We start from the raw sequence: 21,779 nt of genomic DNA, 5'->3' as shown, positions 1-21,779 counted from the left end.
ACCCGTGTGGGTGAACCGAGGGCGGGATCCGGCCGCCGGGACCCCGACCGCACAAGGGCACGACGCCGTTTCGGCGCCGGAACGTGCGTACGGTCGCGGGCCCGGGCTGGCATCCTTGGGCGCGTGACACAGCTCCGTACGGTCCAGGTGCTGGGCGGTGGCAGCGCGGGCAGCAGCGCGCACGTCCGATCACTGGCCTCGGGGCTGGTGGCGAGGGGCGTGCGGGTGACCGTGTGTGCCCCGGCCGGCCTGGACCGCCTCTACGACTACGCCGGCGCGGGCGCGCACTTCGTCCCGCTGCCGGGCTCCGGCGACCTGACGGCCGTCGCCGCCGTCCGCAACGCCTCCATCGGCGCGGACGTCGTGCACGCCCACGGCCTGCACGCCTCCGTCCGGGCCGCCCTCGCCCTCTCCGGCGGCGGTGCCCCGGCCCGTACCCCGCTCGTCACCACCTGGCACACCCGGGCCCACGCGGAGGGGCCCCGCGGCGGCGTCCTGCGGCTCCTGGAGCGCAGGACCGCGCGGGCGGCGGCCGTCGTCCTGGCCACCTCCTCCGAACTCGTGGACCGCGCCCGCAGGCGCGGCGCCCGGGACGCCCGGCTCGCGCCCGTCGCCGTACCGGCCCGGCGGGGGCCCGTCTGCCTCCAGGACGGCAAGGCCCGCGCCGAACTCGGCGCCGTCGAACGGCCCCTGCTCATGGCCGTCGGAGCGCTCGAACGCGGCCGGGGGTACGGGACGCTGCTCGACGCGGCCCGCGTCTGGCGCGAACTCGACCCCCAGCCGCTCCTCGTCATCGCCGGCGAGGGCCCCCGGCGCGCCCAGCTCCAGCGGCGGATCGAGGACGAGGATCTCGCCGTCCGGCTCATCGGCCGCCGTGACGACGTGGCGGAACTCCTCGCGGCGGCGGACATCGCCGTCCTCCCCTCCCGCTGGGAGGCCCGCTCCCTGCTGGCCCAGGAGGCCCTGCGCCTCGGCGTGCCGCTCGTCGCGACGGCCGTCGGCGGCGTGCCCGAACTCGTCGGGGACGCCGCCGAGCTCGTCCCGTACGGCGACGCGACCGCCCTGGCGGAGGCGGTCCGCGGCCTCCTGGAGGACACGGACCGCCGCATGGACCTGGCGGCGGCCGGCCGGACGCAGGCCCGCACCTGGCCGACGGAGGACGAGACGATCGCCCACGTCCTGAGCGTGTACGACGAACTCTCCGGGCGCTGAGGCGGCGCGGGCGCCGGGGTCGGGCCCCGGCCGGTGCGGTCAGGCCGCCGCCGAGCGCAGGACCACCAGCCGCTGGGTCGCGCGGGTCATGGCGACGTAACGGTCCACCGCTCCCTCGATGCCCGTGCCGAAGGCCTCCGGGTCGACCAGCACGACCAGGTCGAACTCCAGGCCCTTCGACAGACCGGGCGTGAGGGACCGGACGCGCGGGCGGTCCCCGACGGAGGGGGCGCCGATGACGCAGGCCACGCCCTCGGCGTGCTCGGCGAGCCAGCCGTCCAGGACCGCGTCCAGGTCCGTCACCGGGCCGTGGACGACCGGCACACCCGTGCCGCGGACCGAGACCGGCACGTTGGCGTCCGGGAGAGCCGCCCGGATCACCTTCTCCGCCTCCGTCATCACCTCTTCCGGCGTGCGGTAGTTGATGCCCAGGGAGGTCACCTCGATCCGGTCCATGCCGACCCGCTCCAGCCGCTCCGTCCACGACTCCGTGAAGCCGTGCCGGGCCTGGGCCCGGTCGCCGACGACGGTGAAGCTGCGCGAGGGGCAGCGCGACAGGAGCATCTGCCACTCGGCGTCGGTGAGTTCCTGCGCCTCGTCCACCACGATGTGCGCGAAGGGCCCGGCGAGGGGGTCCGTCAGGGCGCCGGGCAGCGCGCTCCCGTCGATGAGGGTGTCCTGGAGGTCCCGGCCCATGAGCATGGTGACCGCGCCCTCGCCGTCCGCGTCGGACCGGACGATGTTGTCGATGACCCCGGCCATCCGCTCGCGCTCGGCCCGGACGGCGGCGTCGTGCCGCCGCTTGCGCACGGACGCCTTCGGGTCGCCGAGCCGCTGCCGCGCCGCGTCCAGGAGCGGCAGGTCGCAGACCGTCCAGGCCTGGGCGTCCGCCCGCTGCAGGCGGCGCACCTCGTCCGCGGCCAGCCACGGCGCGCACAACCGCAGATAGGCGGGCACCGACCACAGGTCCCCGACGAGGTCCGTCGGCTCCAGGAGCGGCCAGGCCGCGGCGAGGGCGCCGGACAGCTCCTTGTCGTACCGCAGGGCCCGGCGGAACTGGTCCTCGGGGACGTCGCTGTCCAGCTTCTCCAGCAGGATCGTGCCCAGCTCGTCCCAGATGAGTTCACGGCCCTCGTTGTGCGGGGCGCCCTCGGCGGCCTCGAACGCCTCGGTCCACTCGTCGGCGGTCAGCGGGATCTGGGCCCAGGGGGTGGAGACCGTCAGCCCCTCGGTGGGCGGCTCCTCGTAGAACCGGGCCGCGAGCTCGATCGTGCGGACCATGGCCACCGAGGACTTCAGCCGGGCCACCTCCGGATCGCTCTCGGCGACCGCCCGCGCCCCCTCGGGGACGAGGTCCCGCACGGTGCAGGTCCGCACCCCCTCCTCGCCGAGGCTCGGCAGAACGTCGGCGACGTAGTTCAGGTACGGCTGGTGGGGGCCGACGAACAGCACGCCGCCCCTGCGGTGGCCCAGGCGCGGGTCGGAGTGCAGGAGGTACGCGGCCCGGTGCAGGGCCACGACGGTCTTGCCGGTGCCGGGGCCGCCGTCGACCACGAGGGCGCCCTTGGAGCCGGCGCGGATGATGGTGTCCTGGTCGGCCTGGATGGTGGCGAGGACGTCGCGCATCCGCTCCGACCGGTTGCCGCCCAGACTGGCGATGAAGGCGGACTGGTCGTCCAGGGCCGCGTGCCCTTCGAGGCCGTCGGTGGTGAACACCTCGTCCCAGTAGTCCGTGACGCGTCCGCCGGACCACCGGTACCTGCGGCGGCTGACGAGCCCCATCGGGTGGGCGTGGGTCGCGGCGAAGAAGGGTTCCGCCGCGGGGGTGCGCCAGTCCACGAGCAGCCGGCGGCCGGTGCTGTCGGTGAGACCGAGACGCCCGATGTACACCGGCTCCTCGTCGCCGGCGCCGACGATCCGGCCCAGGCACAGGTCCAGGCCGAAGCGGCGCAGGGTGCGCAGCCGGCCGCTGAGCCGGTGGATCTCGGAATCCCGCTCCATGGCCTCGCGGCCGGCGCCGCCGGGCGCCCTGCGCACCTCGGCCAGGCGGTCGGACAGTTCGGCGATCGACTGCTCCAGGGTTTCGGCGACGGCGGCGAAATGCCGCTCGTCACCGGCGATCAGCGCCGGGTCGGCCTTGGGGGAGAGTCGGTCGGGCAGGTCGAACGCACTGGAGCACACTTCGGTGAATCTCCCATTTCCGCAGCTCGGGGGGTGAGGCCAGTGATTCTGCGGTACGAAGGGGGCCTTGCCGCAAGGCCCCCTCTCTGCTATACGTTGAGAGTGGCGAGGAGCGGGTGTTCCTCGCTTCCGTGTTTTCACGGCTGTTCTCACGGCTGTCACGGCCGCTGCCGCTGGTTCCCCTGGCCCCCTCGCCGGTCAGGTCGTGTGGCGTCGCGCGCGCAGGGCCAGCGAGAGGGCCAGGACCGTCTGCGGGTCGTCGAGATCCGTGCCGAGCAGCTCGGAGATGCGGGCCAGCCGGTTGTAGAGCGTCTGCCGGTTGAGGTGCAGCTCCCGGGCCGTCTCCGCCTTGCGGCCCGCGTGCGCCAGATAGGTCTCCAGGGTCGGCAGCAGCGGCGGCCGCGCGGTGCGGTCGTGATCGCGCAGCGGACCGATCGCCCGCTCCACGAAGGCCGCCAGGTCCGGGTGGTCCCGCAGCCGCCACAGCAGCAGGTCGATGTCGAGCCGCCGCGCGTCGTACCACGGCCGGTCCGACAGGCCCTGCGCCGCCGTCGCGGTCTCCGCAGCGTGCCGCAGCCCCGCCGAGGCCGCCGCCCAGCCGCCCGCGACGCCCACCACGACCACCGGCGGATGCGCCCCGGTCCGCTCCAGGCCCGCCCGCTCCACCCCCGCCCGCAGCGCCGCCGCCACCCGGTCCGCGACCGCCGTGCGCTCCGACTCCGTCCGCAGGCCGAGCAGCAGCGGCACCCTGCCCTCCACGGGCCGGACACCGAGCAGCACCGGCACCCCGACGGAGGCCAGCTCCTCCAGGACGGCCCGGGCCAGCAGCGCCCAGTTCCCCGCCGGGGACAGCTCCGCCGCCAGGCGCATCACCACCGGCAGCAGCGGCCCGTCACCCGGCCGGAAGCCGAGCACCCGGGCCTGCGCCGGGGCGTCCTCCGCCGAGATCCGCCCCTCCGCCAGGTCCGTCAGGAAGTCGCCCCGGCCGCGTGCGGCGAGCTCCTCCTCCTGCCGGGCCTGCATCAGCACCACGGCCAGCAGCCCCGCCGCCCGCTCGGCGGCCATCCGGTGCACGGGAGCCGGCGTACCGGAGACCGCGAGGACGACGAGCCGGGCCCGCACGGAACCCGCTCCCGGCCCGCCGCCCGGCACGTCGACGAGGACCGTGCCGGTCGGCGGACCCGACTCGCGGGCCGCCCGCCGGCCGCGCAGCCCGTCCCACACCTGGAGCGGGTCCGCCGGGCCGGGCGCGGTGCCCGCCGCGTACAGCAGCTGCCCGTCCGCCGTCTCCAGGAAGACGGGATTGGCGGCGAAGTCCGACAGGATGCGCAGCACCTGCGGCACCCCGCCACCGCCGAGCAGCGCCTCGGTGCACTGGCGGTGCACCTCCTCGGCCTGCCGCTGGAGCGCGTAGTGACCGTTGACGATCTCGGTGTGGATCTCCTCCGTCACCGCCACGAACGGCACTTCGCGGTGCAGCTGCACCAGCGGCAGACCCGCCGCCCGCGCCGTCTCCACGATCGTCGCGGGCAGCCGGTCGAAGCGCGGACCCAGCTCGACCACGAGCGCGGCGATGCCCCGGTCCGCGAGCCGCCGCACGAAGGCCCGCTGCTCGGCCGGGCGGGTCCCGAGGCCCAGCCCCGTCGTGAGCAGCAGCTCGCCGCCCTTGAGCAGCGAGGCGATGTTCGGCACCTCGCCCGCGTGCACCCAGCGCACCGTGCGGTGCAGCCGGTCCGCGCACGCCACGACCTCCGGGAGCCCGCCGCGCAGGCCCGGGAGCTCGAGGGCCCGCCGCACGGTGATCCCGCCCTGACTCTCCATGGGCCCGGACGCTACCCGCGTCCGTGTTTCCGCGACATCACCCCACGGTCACGGGACCGGACCGCCCGCCTGCCGGGGCGACAACTCGTCGCCCCGTGGCGTGAATTGTGCGACCGCATGTCGATTGTGGCCTACGTCACTCGCGAGGATGCTCTCGCGCCATGGCAGAGAAATCCACCCCAGAGGTCCACCGGCTCAAGGCGAACTCCGTCGGTCTGGTCGGCGTCGTCTTCATGGCCGTCGCCACCGCCGCCCCGATCACCGCCATGACCGGCAACCTTCCCATCGCCGTCGGCTTCGGCAACGGCACCGGCGCGCCCGCCGGCTACCTCTTCGCGACCCTCGTCCTGACCGTCTTCTCGGTCGGCTACGTCGCCATGGCCCGGCGGATCACCGCCGCCGGCGCCTTCTACGGCTACATCTCGCACGGCCTCGGCCGCATCGCCGGCATGGCCTCCGGCATGCTCGCCGTCCTCGCGTACATCGTCTTCGAGGCCTCGATCGTCGGTGTCTTCGCCTATTTCACCCGGACGACCGTCGCCGACCAGCTCGGCGTGGACCTGCCGTGGATCCTCTACGCCGCCGTCATGCTGGCCGTCACCGCCGTCCTCTCCTACTTCGACATCAACCTCACCGCCAAAGCCCTCGGCGTCATGCTGATCGCGGAGATCGCCGTCCTCTTCGCGGTCGCCACCGCCGTCCTGCTCGCGGGCGGCGGGCCCGACGGGATACCCCTGGAGCCCGTCAACCCCAAGAACGCCTTCACCGGCGCCTCCGCCGGTCTGGGCCTCTTCTTCGCCTTCTGGTCGTGGGTGGGCTTCGAGTCCACCGCGATGTACGGCGAGGAGTCCCGCGACCCCAAGCGGGTCATCCCGCGCGCCACCCTCATCTCCGTCATCGGCGTCGGCCTCTTCTACATCTACGTGTCGTGGATGACGATCGCCGGAAGCGGCCTCGCCGGCTCCGTGAGCCTCTCCTCCTCCGCCACCCCCCTCGACCTGTTCTTCGCGCCCACCCGGTCCTACATCGGCGCCTGGGCCGTGGACGCCTTCCAGTGGCTGCTGCTCACCGGCTCCTTCGCCTGCGGCATGGCCTTCCACCAGTGCGCCTCGCGCTACCTGTACGCCATCGGCCGCGAGGGCTTCCTCCACCCGGCCCTCGGGCGTACGCACGCCCGGCACGGCTCGCCGTACATCGCCTCCTTCACCCAGAGCGCCGTCGCCGTCGTCCTCGTGGGCGCCTTCTGGCTCACCGGCCAGGACCCGTACATCCACCTCTACACCCTGCTCGCCATCCTCGGGACGATGGCGATCCTCATCGTCCAGACCCTCTGCTCCTTCGCGGTCATCGGCTACTTCCGCAAGAACCACCCCGAGGACCGGCACTGGTTCAGGACCCTCACCGCGCCGCTCCTCGGCGGGATCGGCATGACCGCCGTGGTCGTGCTGCTCGTCGTCAACATGGAGACCGCGGCCGGACTCGCCGCCGACTCCCTCTTCTTCGAGGCCATCCCGTGGATCGTCGGCCTCGTCTTCCTCGGCGGCCTCGGCCTCGGCCTGTACCTCAGGGCCAGGCGGCCCGAGCGCTACGAGGTCATCGGCCGGATCGTCCTGGAGGACGCCGTCGAACGCGAGGACGGCGCCCCCGAGCCCGAACCCGCCGCGGCGCACCGGAGCTGACCCCACCGGCCCGGCCCGCCACCGGGTCCTGGGACCACCCGCCCAGGACCCACCGGAACCACCGGCCCCGGACCGCCACCGGAGCCGGACCCACTCACCCCCGCAGGAGAGCCCCATGGCACGCTCCCACCCGATGCACCTCCTGAAGCGGCTGGCCGCCGAGCACGCCGGCGCCCGGAGGCTCGGCATCCCCGTCGACGAACTCCGCGGCCTGCGCTCCGACGCCCTCGGACGCCGCACCCTCCTCAAGTACGCCGCCGCGGCCGGGCTCACGGCCGGCGCGGGCGCCGTGGCCGCCGGGCCCGCCGCTGCCGCCGCCCCCGTCCCCGACCGGCCCGTCAGGAGCACCGCCCGGATCGCCGTCGTCGGCGCCGGGATCTCCGGTCTCACCGCCGCCCTCACCCTCCAGGACGCCGGGCTCACCCCGGTGCTCTACGAGGCCAACCCCTCCCGGGTCGGCGGGCGCATGTGGACGCAGCGCGACCACTGGGCGTACGGGCAGACGTCCGAGATCGGCGGTGAACTGATCGACACCAGCCACAAGAAGATGCTCGAACTCTGCCGCCGCTTCGGCCTCGCCGTCGAGGACTTCCTCGGCGGCGGGCCCAACGGCGCCGAGGAGGTCCTCTGGTTCAACGGCGCCTACTACCCGCGCCACCAGGCCGACGAGGACTTCAAGGCCGTCTACCAGGCCCTCCACCGGGACCTGATCGAGGCGGGGGAGGTGAAGTGGAACCGGAGCACGCCCGCCGGCACCGCGCTGGACAACATGTCGATACACGAGTGGATCGAGACCCGCGTCCCCGGCGGCCACTCCTCCCCGCTCGGCCGTTTCATCGACGTCGCCTACAACGTCGAGTACGGCGCCGACACCACCGAGCAGTCCTCGCTCGCCCTCGTCCTGCTGATGGGCTATCAGACCAATCCCGGCAACTTCAACGTCTGGGGCCTGTCCAACGAGCGCTACCACGTCGTCGGCGGCAACGACCGGCTCCCGAACGCCATCGCCGGGGCGCTCGCCCCCGGCACCCTGCGCATGGGCTGGTCCCTGACGGCCCTGCGCGCCAACGCCGACGGCACCCAGACGCTCACCTTCACCGAGGCGGGCACCACCCGGACCGTCACCGCCGACCGCACCGTCCTCTGTCTCCCGCTGCCCGTCCTCCAGCGGCTGGACCTGTCGCGGGCCGGCTTCGAGCCGCGCATGCGCGACCTGCTCGGGGACGCCCGCATGGGCCACTGCACCAAGCTCAACATGCAGTTCGCCACCCGCCCCTGGCGCGGCACCGGCCCCTGGCCCGGGGTCTCGGCCGGCGACTGCTTCACCGACACCGAGGTCCAGCAGACCTGGGACACCACCAAGATCCAGGGCGGCACCGGCGGCATCCTCATCCAGTACCACGGCGGCAGCCTGGCCCGGTCCCTGAACCCGGCCGGGCCCTTCTCCACCGAGTCCGACCCGTACGTACGGGACCTGGTCGCCCGGCACCTCAGGGGCATCGACGCCTTCTTCCCCGGCACCTCCAAGGCGTACACCGGCCGCGCCCAGCTCTCCGCCTGGCACAAGGACCCCTACACCCTCGGCGCGTACTCCTGCTGGCCGGTGGGCTACCTCCACCGCTACGCGGGCTACGAGGGCACCGCCCAGGGCAACGTCCACATCGGGGGCGAACACTGCTCGTACGACTTCCAGGGCTTCATGGAAGGCGGCGCCACCGAGGGCGAGCGCGCGGCCCGGGAGGTGATCGACGCCCTGGGCTGAGCCCACCGGGACGCACACCGGCCCCGGGGGAGGACCCCCGGGGCCGGCGGTCGCGACGCGTCCGTCAGCCGCCGTACGCGCCCGAGGCGGTCAGGCGCAGCGCCGTGTCGATCAGCGGAACGTGGCTGAAGGCCTGCGGGAAGTTCCCCACCTGGCGCTGGAGCCGCGGGTCCCACTCCTCGGCGAGCAGGCCGAGGTCGTTGCGGAGCGAGAGCAGCTTCTCGAACAGGACGCGGGCCTCGTCGACCCGGCCGATCATCGCCAGGTCGTCCGCCAGCCAGAACGAGCACGCCAGGAACGCGCCCTCGTCACCCTCCAGGCCGTCGACCCCGGCCTCCTCGCCGGCCGTCGGGTACCGCAGCACGAACCCGTCCTCCGTGGACAGCTCGCGCTGGATCGCCTCGATGGTGCCGATCACCCGCTTGTCGTCCGGCGGCAGGAAGCCCATCTGCGGGATCAGCAGCAGCGAGGCGTCCAGCTCCTTCGAGCCGTACGACTGCGTGAACGTGTTGCGCTCCTTGTCGTAGCCCTTCTCGCACACGTCCCGGTGGATCTCGTCGCGCAGCTCCCGCCAGCGCTCCAGCGGGCCGTCGGCGTCCCCGGACTCGATCAGCTTGATCGTCCGGTCGACCGCCACCCAGGCCATCACCTTGGAGTGCGTGAAGTGCCGGCGCGGGCCGCGCACCTCCCAGATGCCCTCGTCGGGCTGGTTCCAGTTCTTCTCCAGGTACTCGATCAGCTTCAGCTGGAGCAGGGCGGCGTAGTCGTTGCGGGACAGGCCCGTCATGTGGGCGAGGTGGAGCGCCTCGGTGACCTCGCCGTACACGTCCAGCTGGAGCTGGTTGGCGGCGCCGTTCCCCACCCGGACCGGGCCCGAGTTCTCGTACCCGGGCAGCCAGTCCAGCTCCGCCTCGCCGAGCTCCCGCTCGCCCGCGATGCCGTACATGATCTGCAGGTTCTCCGGGTCTCCCGCGACCGCGCGCAGCAGCCAGTCCCGCCAGGCGCGGGCCTCGTCGCGGTAGCCGGTGCGGAGCATCGAGGAGAGGGTGATCGCCGCGTCCCGCAGCCAGGTGTAGCGGTAGTCCCAGTTCCGTACGCCGCCGATCTCCTCGGGCAGCGAGGTCGTCGGCGCCGCCACGATGCCACCGGTCGGCGCGTACGTCAGCGCCTTCAGGGTGATCAGCGAGCGGACCACCGCCTCCCGGTACGGGCCGTGGTACGTGCAGTGGTCGACCCATTCGCGCCAGAAGTCGGTGGTGGCCTCCAGGGCGGCCTCCGGCTCGGGCAGCGGCGGCGGCTCCTTGTGCGAGGGCTGCCAGGACAGCGTGAAGGTGATCCGGTCGCCCGGGGTGACCGTGAACTCGGAGTACGTGGTGAGGCGCTCGCCGTGGGTCTCCGCGTCCGTGTCCAGCCACACCGAGTCGGGCCCGGCGACCGCGACCGTGCGGTCCCCGACCTTGTGCACCCAGGGCACGATCCGGCCGTAGCTGAACCGCATGCGCAGCGAGGAACGCATCGGCACCCGGCCGCTGATCCCCTCCACGATCCGGATGAGCTGCGGGGCCCCGTCACGCGGGGGCATGAAGTCGGTCACCCGTACCGAGCCGCGCGGGGTGTCCCACTCCGACTCCAGGACGAGCGAGTCGCCGCGGTAGCGCCGCCGGTCGGCATGGGCCGGCTCGGCGCCTTCGGGTACGGCGGGGGCCACCCGCCAGAAACCGTGCTCCTCCGTGCCGAGCAATCCGGCGAAGATCGCGTGAGAGTCGAAGCGGGGCAGGCAGAGCCAGTCGACACTGCCGTCCCGGCAGACCAGCGCCGCGGTCTGCATGTCTCCGATGAGTGCGTAATCCTCGATACGCCCGGCCACGTGCTTCACTCCAGTCGAACGGCCACGTCCGCCCCGTGGGGCGCTTGCTACGAATGTGCCTGATGTGCCGGCCCGACGGGAGGCGGGGGCCGGCTGGGTCAGCGGTCAAAGGGTCGTCGACGAGCCCGTGATTCCGGTCGGCGCGCGGGGTGTGCGGTGGACCGGCCGGCTCGGCAGGCAGTTCCGAGCAGGATACGTCGCGTCCGGGTGACCGTCGCGATCACGCGGACGAAACGCGCTGCGCCACCCGGATGAGCAGCACGGACGAGCAGGCCTTTTCCCGCCGGAGAGCCCTTCCCCGGAGGGCCGCGTCGCGGTCCGTGTGCACCCGACTGCCACGCGTGGCCGGAAGCGGTCTCCCTTCGTCGCTGATACCCTGGTACCCCGTGGACCGGTGGGAAACGGCGAGAGCCGAGGACCCCGCAACCGCAGCGACGGCACCCCCCGATTCTTCCCGAGGGGCCGCCGGAACGCACCTCCAGAACGCGACCACGGGAGCCCCCTCTTGGCGATGCCGCCCAACACCACGACGACCAAGCACATCTTCGTCACCGGGGGTGTCGCCTCCTCCCTCGGCAAGGGCCTGACCGCCTCCAGCCTGGGTGCGCTCCTCAAGGCGCGGGGCCTGCGGGTCACGATGCAGAAGCTCGACCCGTACCTCAACGTCGACCCCGGCACGATGAACCCCTTCCAGCACGGCGAGGTGTTCGTCACCAACGACGGCGCCGAGACCGACCTGGACATCGGCCACTACGAGCGCTTCCTCGACGTCGACCTCGACGGTTCGGCCAACGTCACCACCGGCCAGGTCTACTCCCAGGTGATCGCCAAGGAGCGGCGCGGCGAGTACCTCGGTGACACCGTGCAGGTCATCCCGCACATCACCAACGAGATCAAGTCCCGCATCCGCCGCATGGCCACCGACGACGTCGACGTCGTCATCACCGAGGTCGGCGGCACGGTCGGCGACATCGAGTCGCTGCCGTTCCTGGAGACCGTCCGCCAGGTCCGCCACGAGGTCGGCCGCGACAACGTCTTCGTCGTGCACATCTCGCTGCTGCCCTACATCGGCCCCTCCGGCGAGCTGAAGACCAAGCCGACCCAGCACTCGGTCGCCGCCCTGCGCAACATCGGCATCCAGCCCGACGCGATCGTGCTGCGCGCCGACCGCGAGGTCCCCACCGCCATCAAGCGCAAGATCTCCCTGATGTGCGACGTGGACGAGGCCGCGGTCGTCGCCGCGATCGACGCCAAGTCGATCTACGACATTCCGAAGGTCCTGCACACCGAGGGCCTCGACGCCTACGTCGTCCGCAAGCTCGACCTGCCCTTCCGCGACGTGGACTGGACCGTCTGGGAGGACCTGCTCGACCGCGTCCACAACCCCGAGCACGAGGTCACCGTCGCGCTCGTCGGCAAGTACATCGACCTGCCCGACGCCTACCTGTCGGTCACCGAGGCCATGCGGGCCGGCGGCTTCGCCAACAAGGCCCGGGTCAAGGTCAAGTGGGTCACCTCCGACGACTGCAAGACCCCGGCCGGTGCCGAGAAGCAGCTCGGCGACGTCGACGCGATCCTCATCCCCGGCGGCTTCGGCGACCGCGGCGTGAGCGGCAAGGTCGGCGCGATCCAGTACGCCCGCGAGAAGAAGGTGCCGCTGCTCGGCATCTGCCTCGGCCTCCAGTGCATCGTGATCGAGGCCGCCCGGAACCTGGCCGACATCCCCGAGGCCAACTCCACCGAGTTCGACCCGGCCACCGCGCACCCCGTCGTCTCCACGATGGAGGAGCAGCTCGCGTACGTGGAGGGCGCCGGTGACCTCGGCGGCACCATGCGCCTGGGCCTCTACCCGGCGAAGCTCGCCGAGGGCTCGGTCGTCCGAGAGGCCTACGGCGACCAGCCGTACGTGGAGGAGCGCCACCGCCACCGCTACGAGGTGAACAACGCCTACCGCGCGGAGCTGGAGAAGAAGGCCGGCCTAGTCTTCTCCGGCACCTCCCCGGACAACAAGCTCGTCGAGTTCGTCGAGTACCCGCGCGAGATCCACCCCTACCTGGTCGCCACCCAGGCGCACCCGGAGCTGAAGTCCCGCCCCACCCGCCCGCACCCCCTCTTCGCGGGCCTGGTCAAGGCGGCCGTCGAGCGCAAGACGGGCGCGCCGGCCGAGTAGGCGCCTGGGGTTAACGTTGCCGGGGTACGCGTCCTGCGGGGCGCGTACCCCGGCTTTTTCGCACGTGGGAGGAAGAACGATGCAGCAGGTGCAGGACACCGCGGAGGAGTGGCAGGTCGTCGCGAGCGCGACCCCCTTCACGGGCAACAAGACGAGTGTCCGCACGGACAAGGTGGTCATGCCGGACGGCACGGTGGTGAACCGTGACTACCAGGTCCACCCCGGTTCGGTCGCCGTCCTCGCCCTGGACGAGCGGGACCGGGTCGTCGTGCTCCGGCAGTACCGCCACCCGGTGCGGCAGAAGCTCTGGGAGATCCCGGCCGGGCTGCTCGACGTCCCCGGTGAGAACCCGCTGCACGCGGCCCAGCGCGAGCTGTACGAGGAGGCGCACGTCAAGGCCGGGGACTGGCGGGTCCTGACCGACGTCTACACGACGCCGGGCGGCTGCGACGAGGCCGTACGGATCTTCCTCGCGCGCGACCTCTCCGAGGCGGAGGGCGAGCGGTTCGAGGTCGCGGAGGAGGAGGCGGACATGGAGCTGGCGCGGGTGCCGGTGGAGGAGCTGGTGCGGGGGGTGCTGGCGGGGGAGCTGCACAACAACTGCCTCGTGGTGGGGGTGCTGTCCCTCGCGGCGGCGCGTGCCACGACCGACGGCCTGGACTCCCTCCGCCCCGCCGAGGCCCCCTGGCCGGCGCGGCCCTTCCAGCCGTAGCGGCGGGGCGGGTGGCGGACGCCCCGGAGCGGGGTAGGCGAAGCGTGGTGTGAACATCGGCTGATCCGATCGGGGGATGTGTCCGCCGCGCTCCGCCAGGGGCGCACCGTGGGCTGAACTACGCTCGGAAACACCCGTGCGGAGACCCCGCGGGATCGGCTCGTGCGCAGGTGGACGGGAGCGTGGCCCGTGACGGATCAGGCGGTGGCAGCGGCCGGCAGCCGGCAGTTCTTCGGCCGGCAGCGGGAGCTCAAGGCACTGCGCGCCGACATCGAGCGGACCGGTCTCGACACCCTCACCGGCCGCAAGGCTCCCCGCGCCCGGGTCCTGCTGATCGCGGGCAAGCCCGGCTCGGGCCGTACCTCGCTCGCCGAGGAGCTGACCGCCTCGCTCGCCGACCGCTACCCCGGCGGCGTCTTCCGCGCCCGGCTCACCGAACCCGGCGGCGACCCCGTCCCCACCGCCCGCGCCGCCCAGGAGCTGCTCGCCGCCCTCGGTGTCGCCGAACCGCCCGGCGCCGGCGAGGAGGAGCTCACCGCACTGGTGCGCGGTGCCCTCGCCGGGCGCCGCGCGCTCCTGCTGCTCGACGACGCCGTGGACGCCGAGCAGGCCGACCCGCTGATCCCCGACGACCCGGACTGCCTGGTGGTCGCGGTGGCCCGCGGCCCGCTCACCGGCATCCCGGACGTCCGCCCCTGCACGGTCGGCGGCCTCGACCCGAAGTCCGCGATCGAACTGCTCACCACCTTCACCGGCGCGGTGCGCGTCACCGTCGACCCGCAGGCCGCGGAGACCCTGGTCGAGGAGTGCGGCGGACTGCCCGCCGCCGTCGTCCTCGCCGGCGGCTGGCTCGCCGGCCGCCCCAAGGCGTCCGTCGCCGACCTGGCCAAGCGGCTGCGCGCCCGCGCCGGCGACCCGCTCACCCGGGCGTTCCTGCTCGCCCACGAGGCCCTGCCCCAGCCGGCCGCCCGGATACTGCGATTCCTCTCGCTCGCGCCTCTCGGCCGGGCCGACGCCCACACCGCCTCCGCCCTGGCGGGCTGCTCGGTCTCGGCCGCCGCCACCACCCTCGCCGACTTCGTCCGGCTGGGGCTGGTCCGGGAGGCCGGGGACGGTCAGTACGAGCTGCCGGGCCACCTCGTCCCCCTGCTCCGCGCCGGCCTGGAGGAGCACGACCGGCCCGCCGAGGTGCAGCTCGCCCGGGCCCGGATGCTGGAGCGGACCGTACGGCTCCTCCAGTCCTGCCGCGCGGTCACCGAGCCGGAGGGGTCGCCCGCCCGCCGCAGGCTCTCCGGACTGCCCCGCGCCCTGCGCTTCCCGACCTCCGGGACGGGGGCCGAGTGGCTGCGTTCGCGGCAGCCCTTCCTGCTCGCCTCGGCCCGCCTCGCCGTCGCCGACGGCGAGCTGGACACCCTCGCCCGCCGCCTGATCGCCTCGCTGGTCCGGGCGCTCGCCGCCCACCGGGGCGCCGAGGCCGCCGCGCCCGAGCTGTACGGCCTGCACCGGCTGGTCCTGGACGTGGCCGAGCGGCGCGGCCTCCACCGCGAACGGGCCGCCGCCCTGCTGAACCTCGGCGACCTCGACGCCAGGACCGGCCGCACCCAGGACGCGCTGCTGCGCTACCGGGCCGCCCTGGACGCCGGCAGGGCGGCGAACGATCCGTACGCCGTTGGCCGCGCGATGGAATCCGTAGGCGGTACGTACCAGGAGCTGGGGGACTGGCACCGGGCCGGCGACTGGTACGGGCGCGCGCTCGCGCAGCGGCTCGCCCGCGACGAGCGCGCCGACCAGGCCCGCCTGTACGCCCGCCTCGGCGCCGTACAGACCTATGCCGGACGGTACGGCGAGGCGCTGCGGAACTGGCGCGCCGCCGCGGCCGGCTACCGAAGGCTCGGCGATCTCCCCGGCCACGCACGGGCGTTGAGCGAGGCGGCCCGGGTCCAGGAGTACGCGGGCCGGCCCGAGGAGTCGCTGCGGACCTGCGAGGAAGCGGTCGAGTGGGCCCGCCGGGCCCGGGACACCCGGCTGCAGGCCGCCCTCCAGCTGCGGCTGGCCGACACCCTCGACCGGCTCGGTGACCCGGCGGCCGCCCGGCTGCACCGGGCCGCGGCGGAACGTCTGCTGGAAACGGAATCCCCCGCCTACGAAATCCGCAGTGGGTCCGCAGAAGATTAGTACTTTGAAAGGCTAGACAGCGGGAACTCCTTCATTAGACTGGGTGCGCCGCGTTCGAACGTGGTCTGCCCCGGTGTGCCGCCGTGCATCCGGGTATGTATCGCAGTGCCCCCAGTTATCCCCCTGATTCAAGGACCGTGATCGACGATGAAGGTCGGCATCCCCCGCGAGGTCAAGAACAACGAGTTCCGCGTGGCCATCACCCCCGCCGGTGTCCACGAGCTCGTCCGCCACGGCCACCAGGTCTTCGTCGAGCAGAACGCCGGTGTCGGCTCCTCGATCACGGACGAGGAGTACGTCGCCGCCGGCGCCGAGATCCTCCCCACCGCCGACGAGGTCTGGGCCACCGCCGACCTGCTCCTCAAGGTCAAGGAGCCGATCGCGGAGGAGTACCACCGCCTCCGCAAGGACCAGACCCTCTTCACCTACCTGCACCTCGCCGCCTCCAAGGAGTGCACGGACGCCCTCCTGGAGTCCGGCACCACCGCCATCGCGTACGAGACGGTCGAGACCGCGAACCGCGCTCTCCCGCTGCTCGCCCCGATGTCCGAGGTCGCGGGCCGCCTGGCCCCGCAGGTCGGCGCCTACCACCTGATGCGCTCGGCCGGCGGCCGTGGCGTCCTCCCCGGCGGCGTCCCCGGCACCCAGGCCGGCAAGGCCGTCGTCATCGGCGGCGGCGTCTCCGGCTGGAACGCGACCCAGATCGCCGTCGGCATGGGCTTCCACGTCACCCTGCTCGACAAGGACATCAACAAGCTCCGCGAGGCCGACCGGATCTTCGGCACCCAGGTGCAGACGATCGTCTCCAACGCCTTCGAGCTGGAGAAGGCCGTCGTCGAGGCCGACCTCGTCATCGGCGCCGTCCTCATCCCGGGCGCCAAGGCCCCGAAGCTGGTCACCAACGAGCTCGTCGCCAAGATGAAGCCCGGAAGTGTCCTTGTCGACATCGCGATCGACCAGGGCGGCTGCTTCGAGGACTCGCACCCCACCACCCACGCCGAGCCGACCTTCCAGGTCCACAACTCGGTCTTCTACTGCGTCGCCAACATGCCCGGCGCGGTCCCGAACACCTCCACCTACGCCCTCACCAACGCCACGCTTCCCTACATCGTGTCGCTGGCGAACAACGGCTGGGCCGAGGCGCTGCGCCGCGACGCCGCGCTCGCCAAGGGTCTCAACACCCATGACGGCAAGGTCGTTTACAAGGAGGTCGCCGAGGCCCACGGCTACGACCACGTCGAGCTGAACAGCCTCCTGGGCTGACCCTCCCGCGGCCCGTCAACGCGTGCCGTCAATATCACGCTCCCGGCCGGACCTTGTTCGACAAGGTCCGGCCGGCTGTGTCTCCGGCCACGCCGAAACGTTCGGTCAACTCGCCTCGAACGTAACCCTTTAACCGATTCGCACACCCCGGAAACGTGTGGATGCATGCCCGCGCACCCTTGACAGAGAGGTGTTCGGTCGCCGACACATCCGGCCGGGTCCGGCGGATTGTGTTGCTGCGGACCGGTGACACGCCATAGAGTCGCCAACCGTCGGCATGGTGCCACGCTGACCTATCGATAAATGTTCCTGGTCACATCCAAGGAGGTAAGACGACTTGTGAATGAGTCGACAATTACTCCCGGGAGCGGTGCGCCAGGTGCCCCGATCGGCTCCGTCGCGGTGCGGACCTTCGCGACGCACCAGCCCATGACGACAGCCCACACGATGAAGACGATGGACGGCCTACACGTGAACGCCACGGCCGGCAACGAGATGGGCCGAGAGTCCACCCACTTCGCCGCCTACGACGAGGTGCCCGAGGGGCACTTCTACGACCCCGACGCCGAGTACGAGCCCGATCCGGAGTACGCGGCCACCCTCGCGCCCGACGCCGCCCGGCAGCGCCGCGAGCGGATCGGCCCCACCGGACGGCCCCTGCCGTACTTCCCGATCCCGGGCCCGCTGACCGACCACGGGCCCGCGAAGATCATCGCGATGTGCAACCAGAAGGGCGGCGTCGGCAAGACCACGTCGACCATCAACCTGGGCGCCGCGCTCGCGGAGTACGGGCGGCGGGTGCTGCTCGTCGACTTCGACCCGCAGGGAGCCCTCTCCGTGGGCCTCGGCGTGAACCCGATGGAGCTCGACCTCACCGTCTACAACCTGCTCATGGAGCGGGGCATGTCGGCGGACGAGGTGCTCCTGAAGACCGCCGTGCCCAACATGGACCTGCTGCCGAGCAACATCGACCTCTCGGCCGCCGAGGTGCAGCTGGTCAGCGAGGTCGCGCGCGAGTCCACGCTCCAGCGCGCCCTGAAGCCGCTGATGAACGACTACGACTACATCGTGATCGACTGTCAGCCCTCGCTCGGCCTGCTGACCGTGAACGCCCTGACGGCGGCTCACAAGGTCATCGTGCCGCTGGAATGCGAGTTCTTCGCCCTGCGCGGGGTCGCCCTGCTGACCGAGACCATCGAGAAGGTCCAGGAGCGGCTCAACCCCGAGCTGGAGCTCGACGGCATCCTCGCCACCATGTACGACTCCCGGACCGTGCACAGCCGCGAGGTCCTCGCGCGCGTCGTCGAGGCCTTCGACGACCACGTGTACCACACGGTGATCGGCCGGACCGTGCGCTTCCCGGAGACCACGGTCGCCGGCGAGCCCATCACCACGTACGCCTCCAACTCCGTGGGCGCCGCCGCCTACCGTCAGCTCGCCAGGGAGGTGCTCGCCCGGTGTCACGCCGAGTGAGTCTGCCCGGGGCCGACGAACTCTTCCGTACGACCGGGGGGACGGCGCTCCAGGCGTCCTCGCCCCGCCGCACCGTCCCCGCTCCGGCGGGGGAGAGCGACACGACGGCGGCCGAAGGCCCCGCGGAGCACACCGCGGCGGCCTCCGAGACGGCCGAGCCGCGCGCCCGCGCGGCGGAGCCCGAGACGCCCCCGGCCGCCAAGCCCGCCGCCGGCGCGGCGCCCCGGCGGCGCGGCGGACGTCCCGCGGCGCGCCGGCCGAGCGGACGCGAGCGCCACGACGAGAAGATCACGGTCTACGTCTCCGCCGAGGAGCTGATGGACCTGGAGCACGCCCGGCTCGTGCTCAGGGGCGAGCACGGCCTCGCCGTCGACCGGGGCAGAATCGTCCGTGAGGCGGTCGCCGTGGTCCTGGCGGATCTGGAGTCCCGCGGCGACGCGAGCATCCTCGTCCGCCGTCTGCGCGGTCGCTGAGGGTAGCCTGCGGGCTGCCGCGCCCCCGCTCCCCCTGGATCCGCCCCATGCACCGCCCCTCCGACGAAACGTCCCGCCCGCCGCGCCGCCGCGCCCTCGGGCGCGGCCCCGACGGGGAACCGGCCCCCGGGTCCGGCCCGGCCGCCGAGCCGGGCCCGGACCGGGAGGCGGAAGGCGGGCCGGGCGGCCTGCCGGAGCGGGAGGCGGAACCGGCGCAGGACCGGGAGACGGACCTCCCGGCGCGGGCCGCGGACGGCGAGGACGCCCGGTTCACCGTGCGCCTGGCGAACTTCGAGGGGCCCTTCGACCTGCTCCTCCAGCTGATCACCAAGCACAAGCTGGACGTCACCGAGGTCGCCCTCTCCCAGGTCACCGACGAGTTCATGGCCCACATCCGGGCCCTCGGCCCCGACGGGGACCTCGACCAGACCACCGAGTTCCTGGTCGTCGCCGCCACCCTGCTCGACCTCAAGGCCGCCCGGCTGCTGCCCGCCGCCGAGGTGGAGGACGAGGCCGACCTCGCCCTCCTGGAGGCCCGCGACCTGCTGTTCGCCCGGCTCCTCCAGTACCGCGCGTACAAGCGGATCTCCGAGATCCTGGAGGAGCGGTGGGAGTCGGAGGGCCGGCGCCACCCCCGGACCGTCGGACTCGAACCGCACCACGCCGCCCTGCTTCCCGAGGTCGTCCTCACCATCGGCCCCGAGGGCCTGGCGAAGCTCGCCGCGCAGGCCATGCGGCCCCGGCCCGAGCCCGAGGTGTACGTCGACCACATCCACGCCCCCCTCGTCAGCGTCCGCGAACAGGCCGCCCTGGTCGTGGCCCTGCTGCGGGAGCGCGGCACGGCGAGCTTCCAGGAGCTGGCCGAGGACGCCGGGGACACCCTGACCGTCGTCGCCCGTTTCCTCGCCCTCCTGGAGCTCTACCGGGAGAAGGCGGTCGCCCTCGACCAGGAGAGCCCCCTCGGGGACCTCACCGTCTCCTGGACGGGCGGGGACGCCGGGACGGGTGCCACGCCCACCGTCACCGACGAGTTCGACCAGGAGGCCCTCGCATGAGCGACAGCGACCTCAAGCCCGCCCTCGAAGCCGTCCTCATGGTCGTCGACGAGCCCGCCACCGAGCAGCACCTCGCCCGGGTCCTGGACCGCACCCCCCTGGAGGTGGCGGACGCCCTGCGCGAGCTGGCCGCCGAGTACACCGCCCAGGGCCGCGGTTTCGAGCTGCGGCAGGTCGCGGGGGGCTGGCGCTTCTACACCCGCCCCGCCCACGCGGCCGCCGTCGAGGCCTTCCTGCTCGACGGCCAGCAGGCCCGGCTCACCCGCGCGGCCCTGGAGACCCTCGCGGTCGTCGCGTACCGCCAGCCGGTCAGCCGTTCCCGGGTCTCCGCCGTCCGCGGGGTCAACTGCGACGGGGTCATGCGGACCCTCCTCCAGAGGGGTCTGGTGGAGGAGGCGGGCGCGGAACCCGAAACAGGTGCGATCCTGTACAGGACGACGAACTACTTCCTGGAGCGGATGGGCCTGCGCGGCCTGGACGAACTCCCCGAGCTCGCCCCCTTCCTCCCGGAGGCCGAGGCGGTCGAGCCGGACTCCCTGGAAGGTGTTCCGTCGTTCGAGCCCGATGCGGACGAGACCGAGAAGACGACGGAAGTTTGATGCGAAGCAGCAGCGGCAGGAACAGCGGAAACAACGGCGGGAGCCGTGGTGCCAAGAGCGGCGGCCGCGGCAACTACAGGGGTGCGGGGAACGGCCGCGACGAGCGCGGCCAGAGCGCGGGCGCGGGCCGCCCCCGCCGGCCCCGTCCCGAGGAGCGGGCCTACGACGTCGACGGCCTGGCCGGGCGTCCCTCCGACGGCCCGAAGCGCGGACGCGGCGACGCCGCCCGCGGCGGCGCCAAGGGCGGCCCGAAGCAGTCCCCGAAGCGGGACGGCGGCCGTACGGCCCCGGCGCGCTCGCGCGAGTACGAGACCCGGGCGGAGGAGCGCAACCGCGAGCGGTACGCCAACAAGCCCGAGATCAAGACCCCGAAGACCTTCCCCGGCGCCGAGCAGGAGGGCGAGCGGCTGCAGAAGGTCCTCGCCCGCGCCGGCTACGGCTCGCGCCGCGCCTGCGAGGAGCTCATCGAGCAGGCGCGCGTCGAGGTCAACGGCAGCATCGTGGTCGAGCAGGGCCTGCGCGTCGACCCGGAGAAGGACGAGATCAAGGTCGACGGCCTGACGGTCGCCACGCAGTCGTACCAGTTCTTCGCCCTCAACAAGCCGGCCGGTGTCGTCTCCACCATGGAGGACCCCGACGGCCGCCAGTGCCTGGGCGACTACGTCACCAACCGTGAGACCCGCCTGTTCCACGTGGGCCGGCTCGACACGGAGACCGAGGGCATCATCCTGCTCACCAACCACGGCGAGCTGGCGCACCGTCTCACCCACCCCAAGTACGGGGTGAAGAAGACCTACCTGGCGGCCATCACCGGCCCGCTGCCCCGCGACGTCGGCAAGCGGCTGAAGGACGGCATCCAGCTGGAGGACGGCTACGCGCGCGCCGACCACTTCCGGGTCGTCGAGCAGACCGGCAAGAACTACCTGGTCGAGGTCGTGCTGCACGAGGGCCGCAAGCACATCGTGCGCCGCATGCTCGCCGAGGCGGGCTTCCCCGTGGAGAAGCTGGTGCGGACCGCCTTCGGCCCGATCACCCTCGGGGACCAGAAGTCGGGCTGGCTGCGCCGCCTGAGCAACACCGAGGTCGGCATGCTGATGAAGGAAGTCGGCCTGTAGGACCCGGGGCGCCCGCTCAGGGCGCCCGGAGGAGGCCCGTGACCGCGAGGCGGTCACGGGCCTCCGCGCGTTCTCACCCTTGTGGCCGCGCCTCCCCAGGATTTATAGTCAAGGTGACTCTTAAGGAGGCGGGTGTGAGGAAGACGTCCGTCCGGACCATCCTCCGGCGGCTCCGGCGGAGCGTCCGCACGGCCCTCGCCGCGTGCGGCCGGCGGGCCTGGA

15 protein-coding genes are annotated in these 21,779 nt (G+C 72.9%); 12 read left to right on the top strand and 3 right to left on the bottom strand.

The window, feature by feature from the left end; translation table 11 throughout:
- Positions 1-123: 123 nt before the first annotated feature.
- Positions 124-1,212: a glycosyltransferase family 4 protein gene (locus ACFY60_RS18570; protein WP_388617361.1), complete on the top strand. Its 1,089-nt coding sequence runs from the start codon at positions 124-126 to the stop codon at positions 1,210-1,212.
- A gap of 39 nt (positions 1,213-1,251) precedes the next feature.
- Here the strand turns inward: ACFY60_RS18570 and helR are convergent, their stop codons facing one another.
- Both helR and ACFY60_RS18560 read right to left on the bottom strand, forming a co-directional pair.
- Complete coding sequence (helR, locus tag ACFY60_RS18565; protein ID WP_388617358.1) at positions 1,252-3,393, bottom strand: RNA polymerase recycling motor ATPase HelR; 2,142 nt, start codon at positions 3,391-3,393, stop codon at positions 1,252-1,254.
- A gap of 198 nt (positions 3,394-3,591) precedes the next feature.
- The gene (locus ACFY60_RS18560) at positions 3,592-5,214 is read right to left on the bottom strand and encodes a PucR family transcriptional regulator (RefSeq protein WP_388617356.1); all 1,623 of its coding nucleotides are present in this window, start codon (positions 5,212-5,214) and stop codon (positions 3,592-3,594) included.
- A 161-nt stretch (positions 5,215-5,375) separates the two neighbouring features.
- Here ACFY60_RS18560 and ACFY60_RS18555 point away from each other — a divergent pair, with 161 nt between their 5' ends.
- The gene (locus ACFY60_RS18555) at positions 5,376-6,893 is read left to right on the top strand and encodes an APC family permease (protein WP_388617351.1); all 1,518 of its coding nucleotides are present in this window, start codon (positions 5,376-5,378) and stop codon (positions 6,891-6,893) included.
- A 115-nt stretch (positions 6,894-7,008) separates the two neighbouring features.
- Positions 7,009-8,655: a flavin monoamine oxidase family protein gene (locus ACFY60_RS18550; RefSeq protein WP_388617348.1), complete on the top strand. Its 1,647-nt coding sequence runs from the start codon at positions 7,009-7,011 to the stop codon at positions 8,653-8,655.
- 64 nt (positions 8,656-8,719) lie between these two features.
- Here the strand turns inward: ACFY60_RS18550 and ACFY60_RS18545 are convergent, their stop codons facing one another.
- Entirely contained in the window at positions 8,720-10,522 is a 1,803-nt protein-coding gene (locus ACFY60_RS18545) for a glycoside hydrolase family 15 protein (RefSeq protein ID WP_388617345.1), read from the bottom strand.
- Positions 10,523-11,033: 511 nt separating this feature from the next.
- On the opposite strand from ACFY60_RS18545, the gene ACFY60_RS18540 reads away from it, so the two are divergent.
- The 9 genes from ACFY60_RS18540 to ACFY60_RS18500 all read left to right on the top strand — a co-directional run bounded on the left by ACFY60_RS18540 (position 11,034) and on the right by ACFY60_RS18500 (position 21,557).
- On the top strand, positions 11,034-12,692 hold the full coding sequence (locus tag ACFY60_RS18540) for a CTP synthase (RefSeq protein WP_388617342.1): 1,659 nt from the start codon (positions 11,034-11,036) through the stop codon (positions 12,690-12,692).
- A 79-nt stretch (positions 12,693-12,771) separates the two neighbouring features.
- Positions 12,772-13,404 (top strand): NUDIX hydrolase, encoded by a 633-nt coding sequence (locus tag ACFY60_RS18535; protein ID WP_309050408.1) that lies wholly within the window; start codon positions 12,772-12,774, stop codon positions 13,402-13,404.
- Between the two features lie 189 nt (positions 13,405-13,593).
- Positions 13,594-15,579 (top strand): NB-ARC domain-containing protein, encoded by a 1,986-nt coding sequence (locus tag ACFY60_RS18530; RefSeq protein ID WP_388617338.1) that lies wholly within the window; start codon positions 13,594-13,596, stop codon positions 15,577-15,579.
- A 147-nt stretch (positions 15,580-15,726) separates the two neighbouring features.
- Positions 15,727-16,842: an alanine dehydrogenase gene (ald, locus tag ACFY60_RS18525; RefSeq protein WP_388617330.1), complete on the top strand. Its 1,116-nt coding sequence runs from the start codon at positions 15,727-15,729 to the stop codon at positions 16,840-16,842.
- Positions 16,843-17,289: 447 nt separating this feature from the next.
- Positions 17,290-18,315: a ParA family protein gene (locus tag ACFY60_RS18520; RefSeq protein WP_030212665.1), complete on the top strand. Its 1,026-nt coding sequence runs from the start codon at positions 17,290-17,292 to the stop codon at positions 18,313-18,315.
- Entirely contained in the window at positions 18,312-18,788 is a 477-nt protein-coding gene (locus tag ACFY60_RS18515) for a hypothetical protein (RefSeq protein WP_386337286.1), read from the top strand. The genes ACFY60_RS18520 and ACFY60_RS18515 overlap by 4 nt, the downstream gene beginning before the upstream one ends.
- Before the next feature lie 47 nt (positions 18,789-18,835).
- Positions 18,836-19,843 (top strand): segregation and condensation protein A, encoded by a 1,008-nt coding sequence (locus ACFY60_RS18510; protein WP_388617326.1) that lies wholly within the window; start codon positions 18,836-18,838, stop codon positions 19,841-19,843.
- Positions 19,840-20,442, top strand: coding sequence for an SMC-Scp complex subunit ScpB (gene scpB / locus ACFY60_RS18505; protein WP_309050404.1), 603 nt, complete (start codon positions 19,840-19,842; stop codon positions 20,440-20,442). The genes ACFY60_RS18510 and scpB overlap by 4 nt, the downstream gene beginning before the upstream one ends.
- Positions 20,442-21,557, top strand: a complete 1,116-nt coding sequence (locus ACFY60_RS18500; protein ID WP_388617318.1) for a pseudouridine synthase — start codon at positions 20,442-20,444, stop codon at positions 21,555-21,557. Before scpB ends, ACFY60_RS18500 begins: the two co-directional genes overlap by 1 nt.
- The last annotated feature ends 222 nt before the right edge of the window (positions 21,558-21,779 follow it).

This window comes from Streptomyces sp. NPDC012827 (assembly GCF_042900905.1).
GTDB classification, from domain to species: Bacteria; Actinomycetota; Actinomycetes; order Streptomycetales; family Streptomycetaceae; genus Streptomyces; species Streptomyces gulbargensis.
The sequence above is the reverse complement of the archived record's forward strand: the minus strand, read 5'-3'. Positions and strand labels throughout refer to the sequence as shown.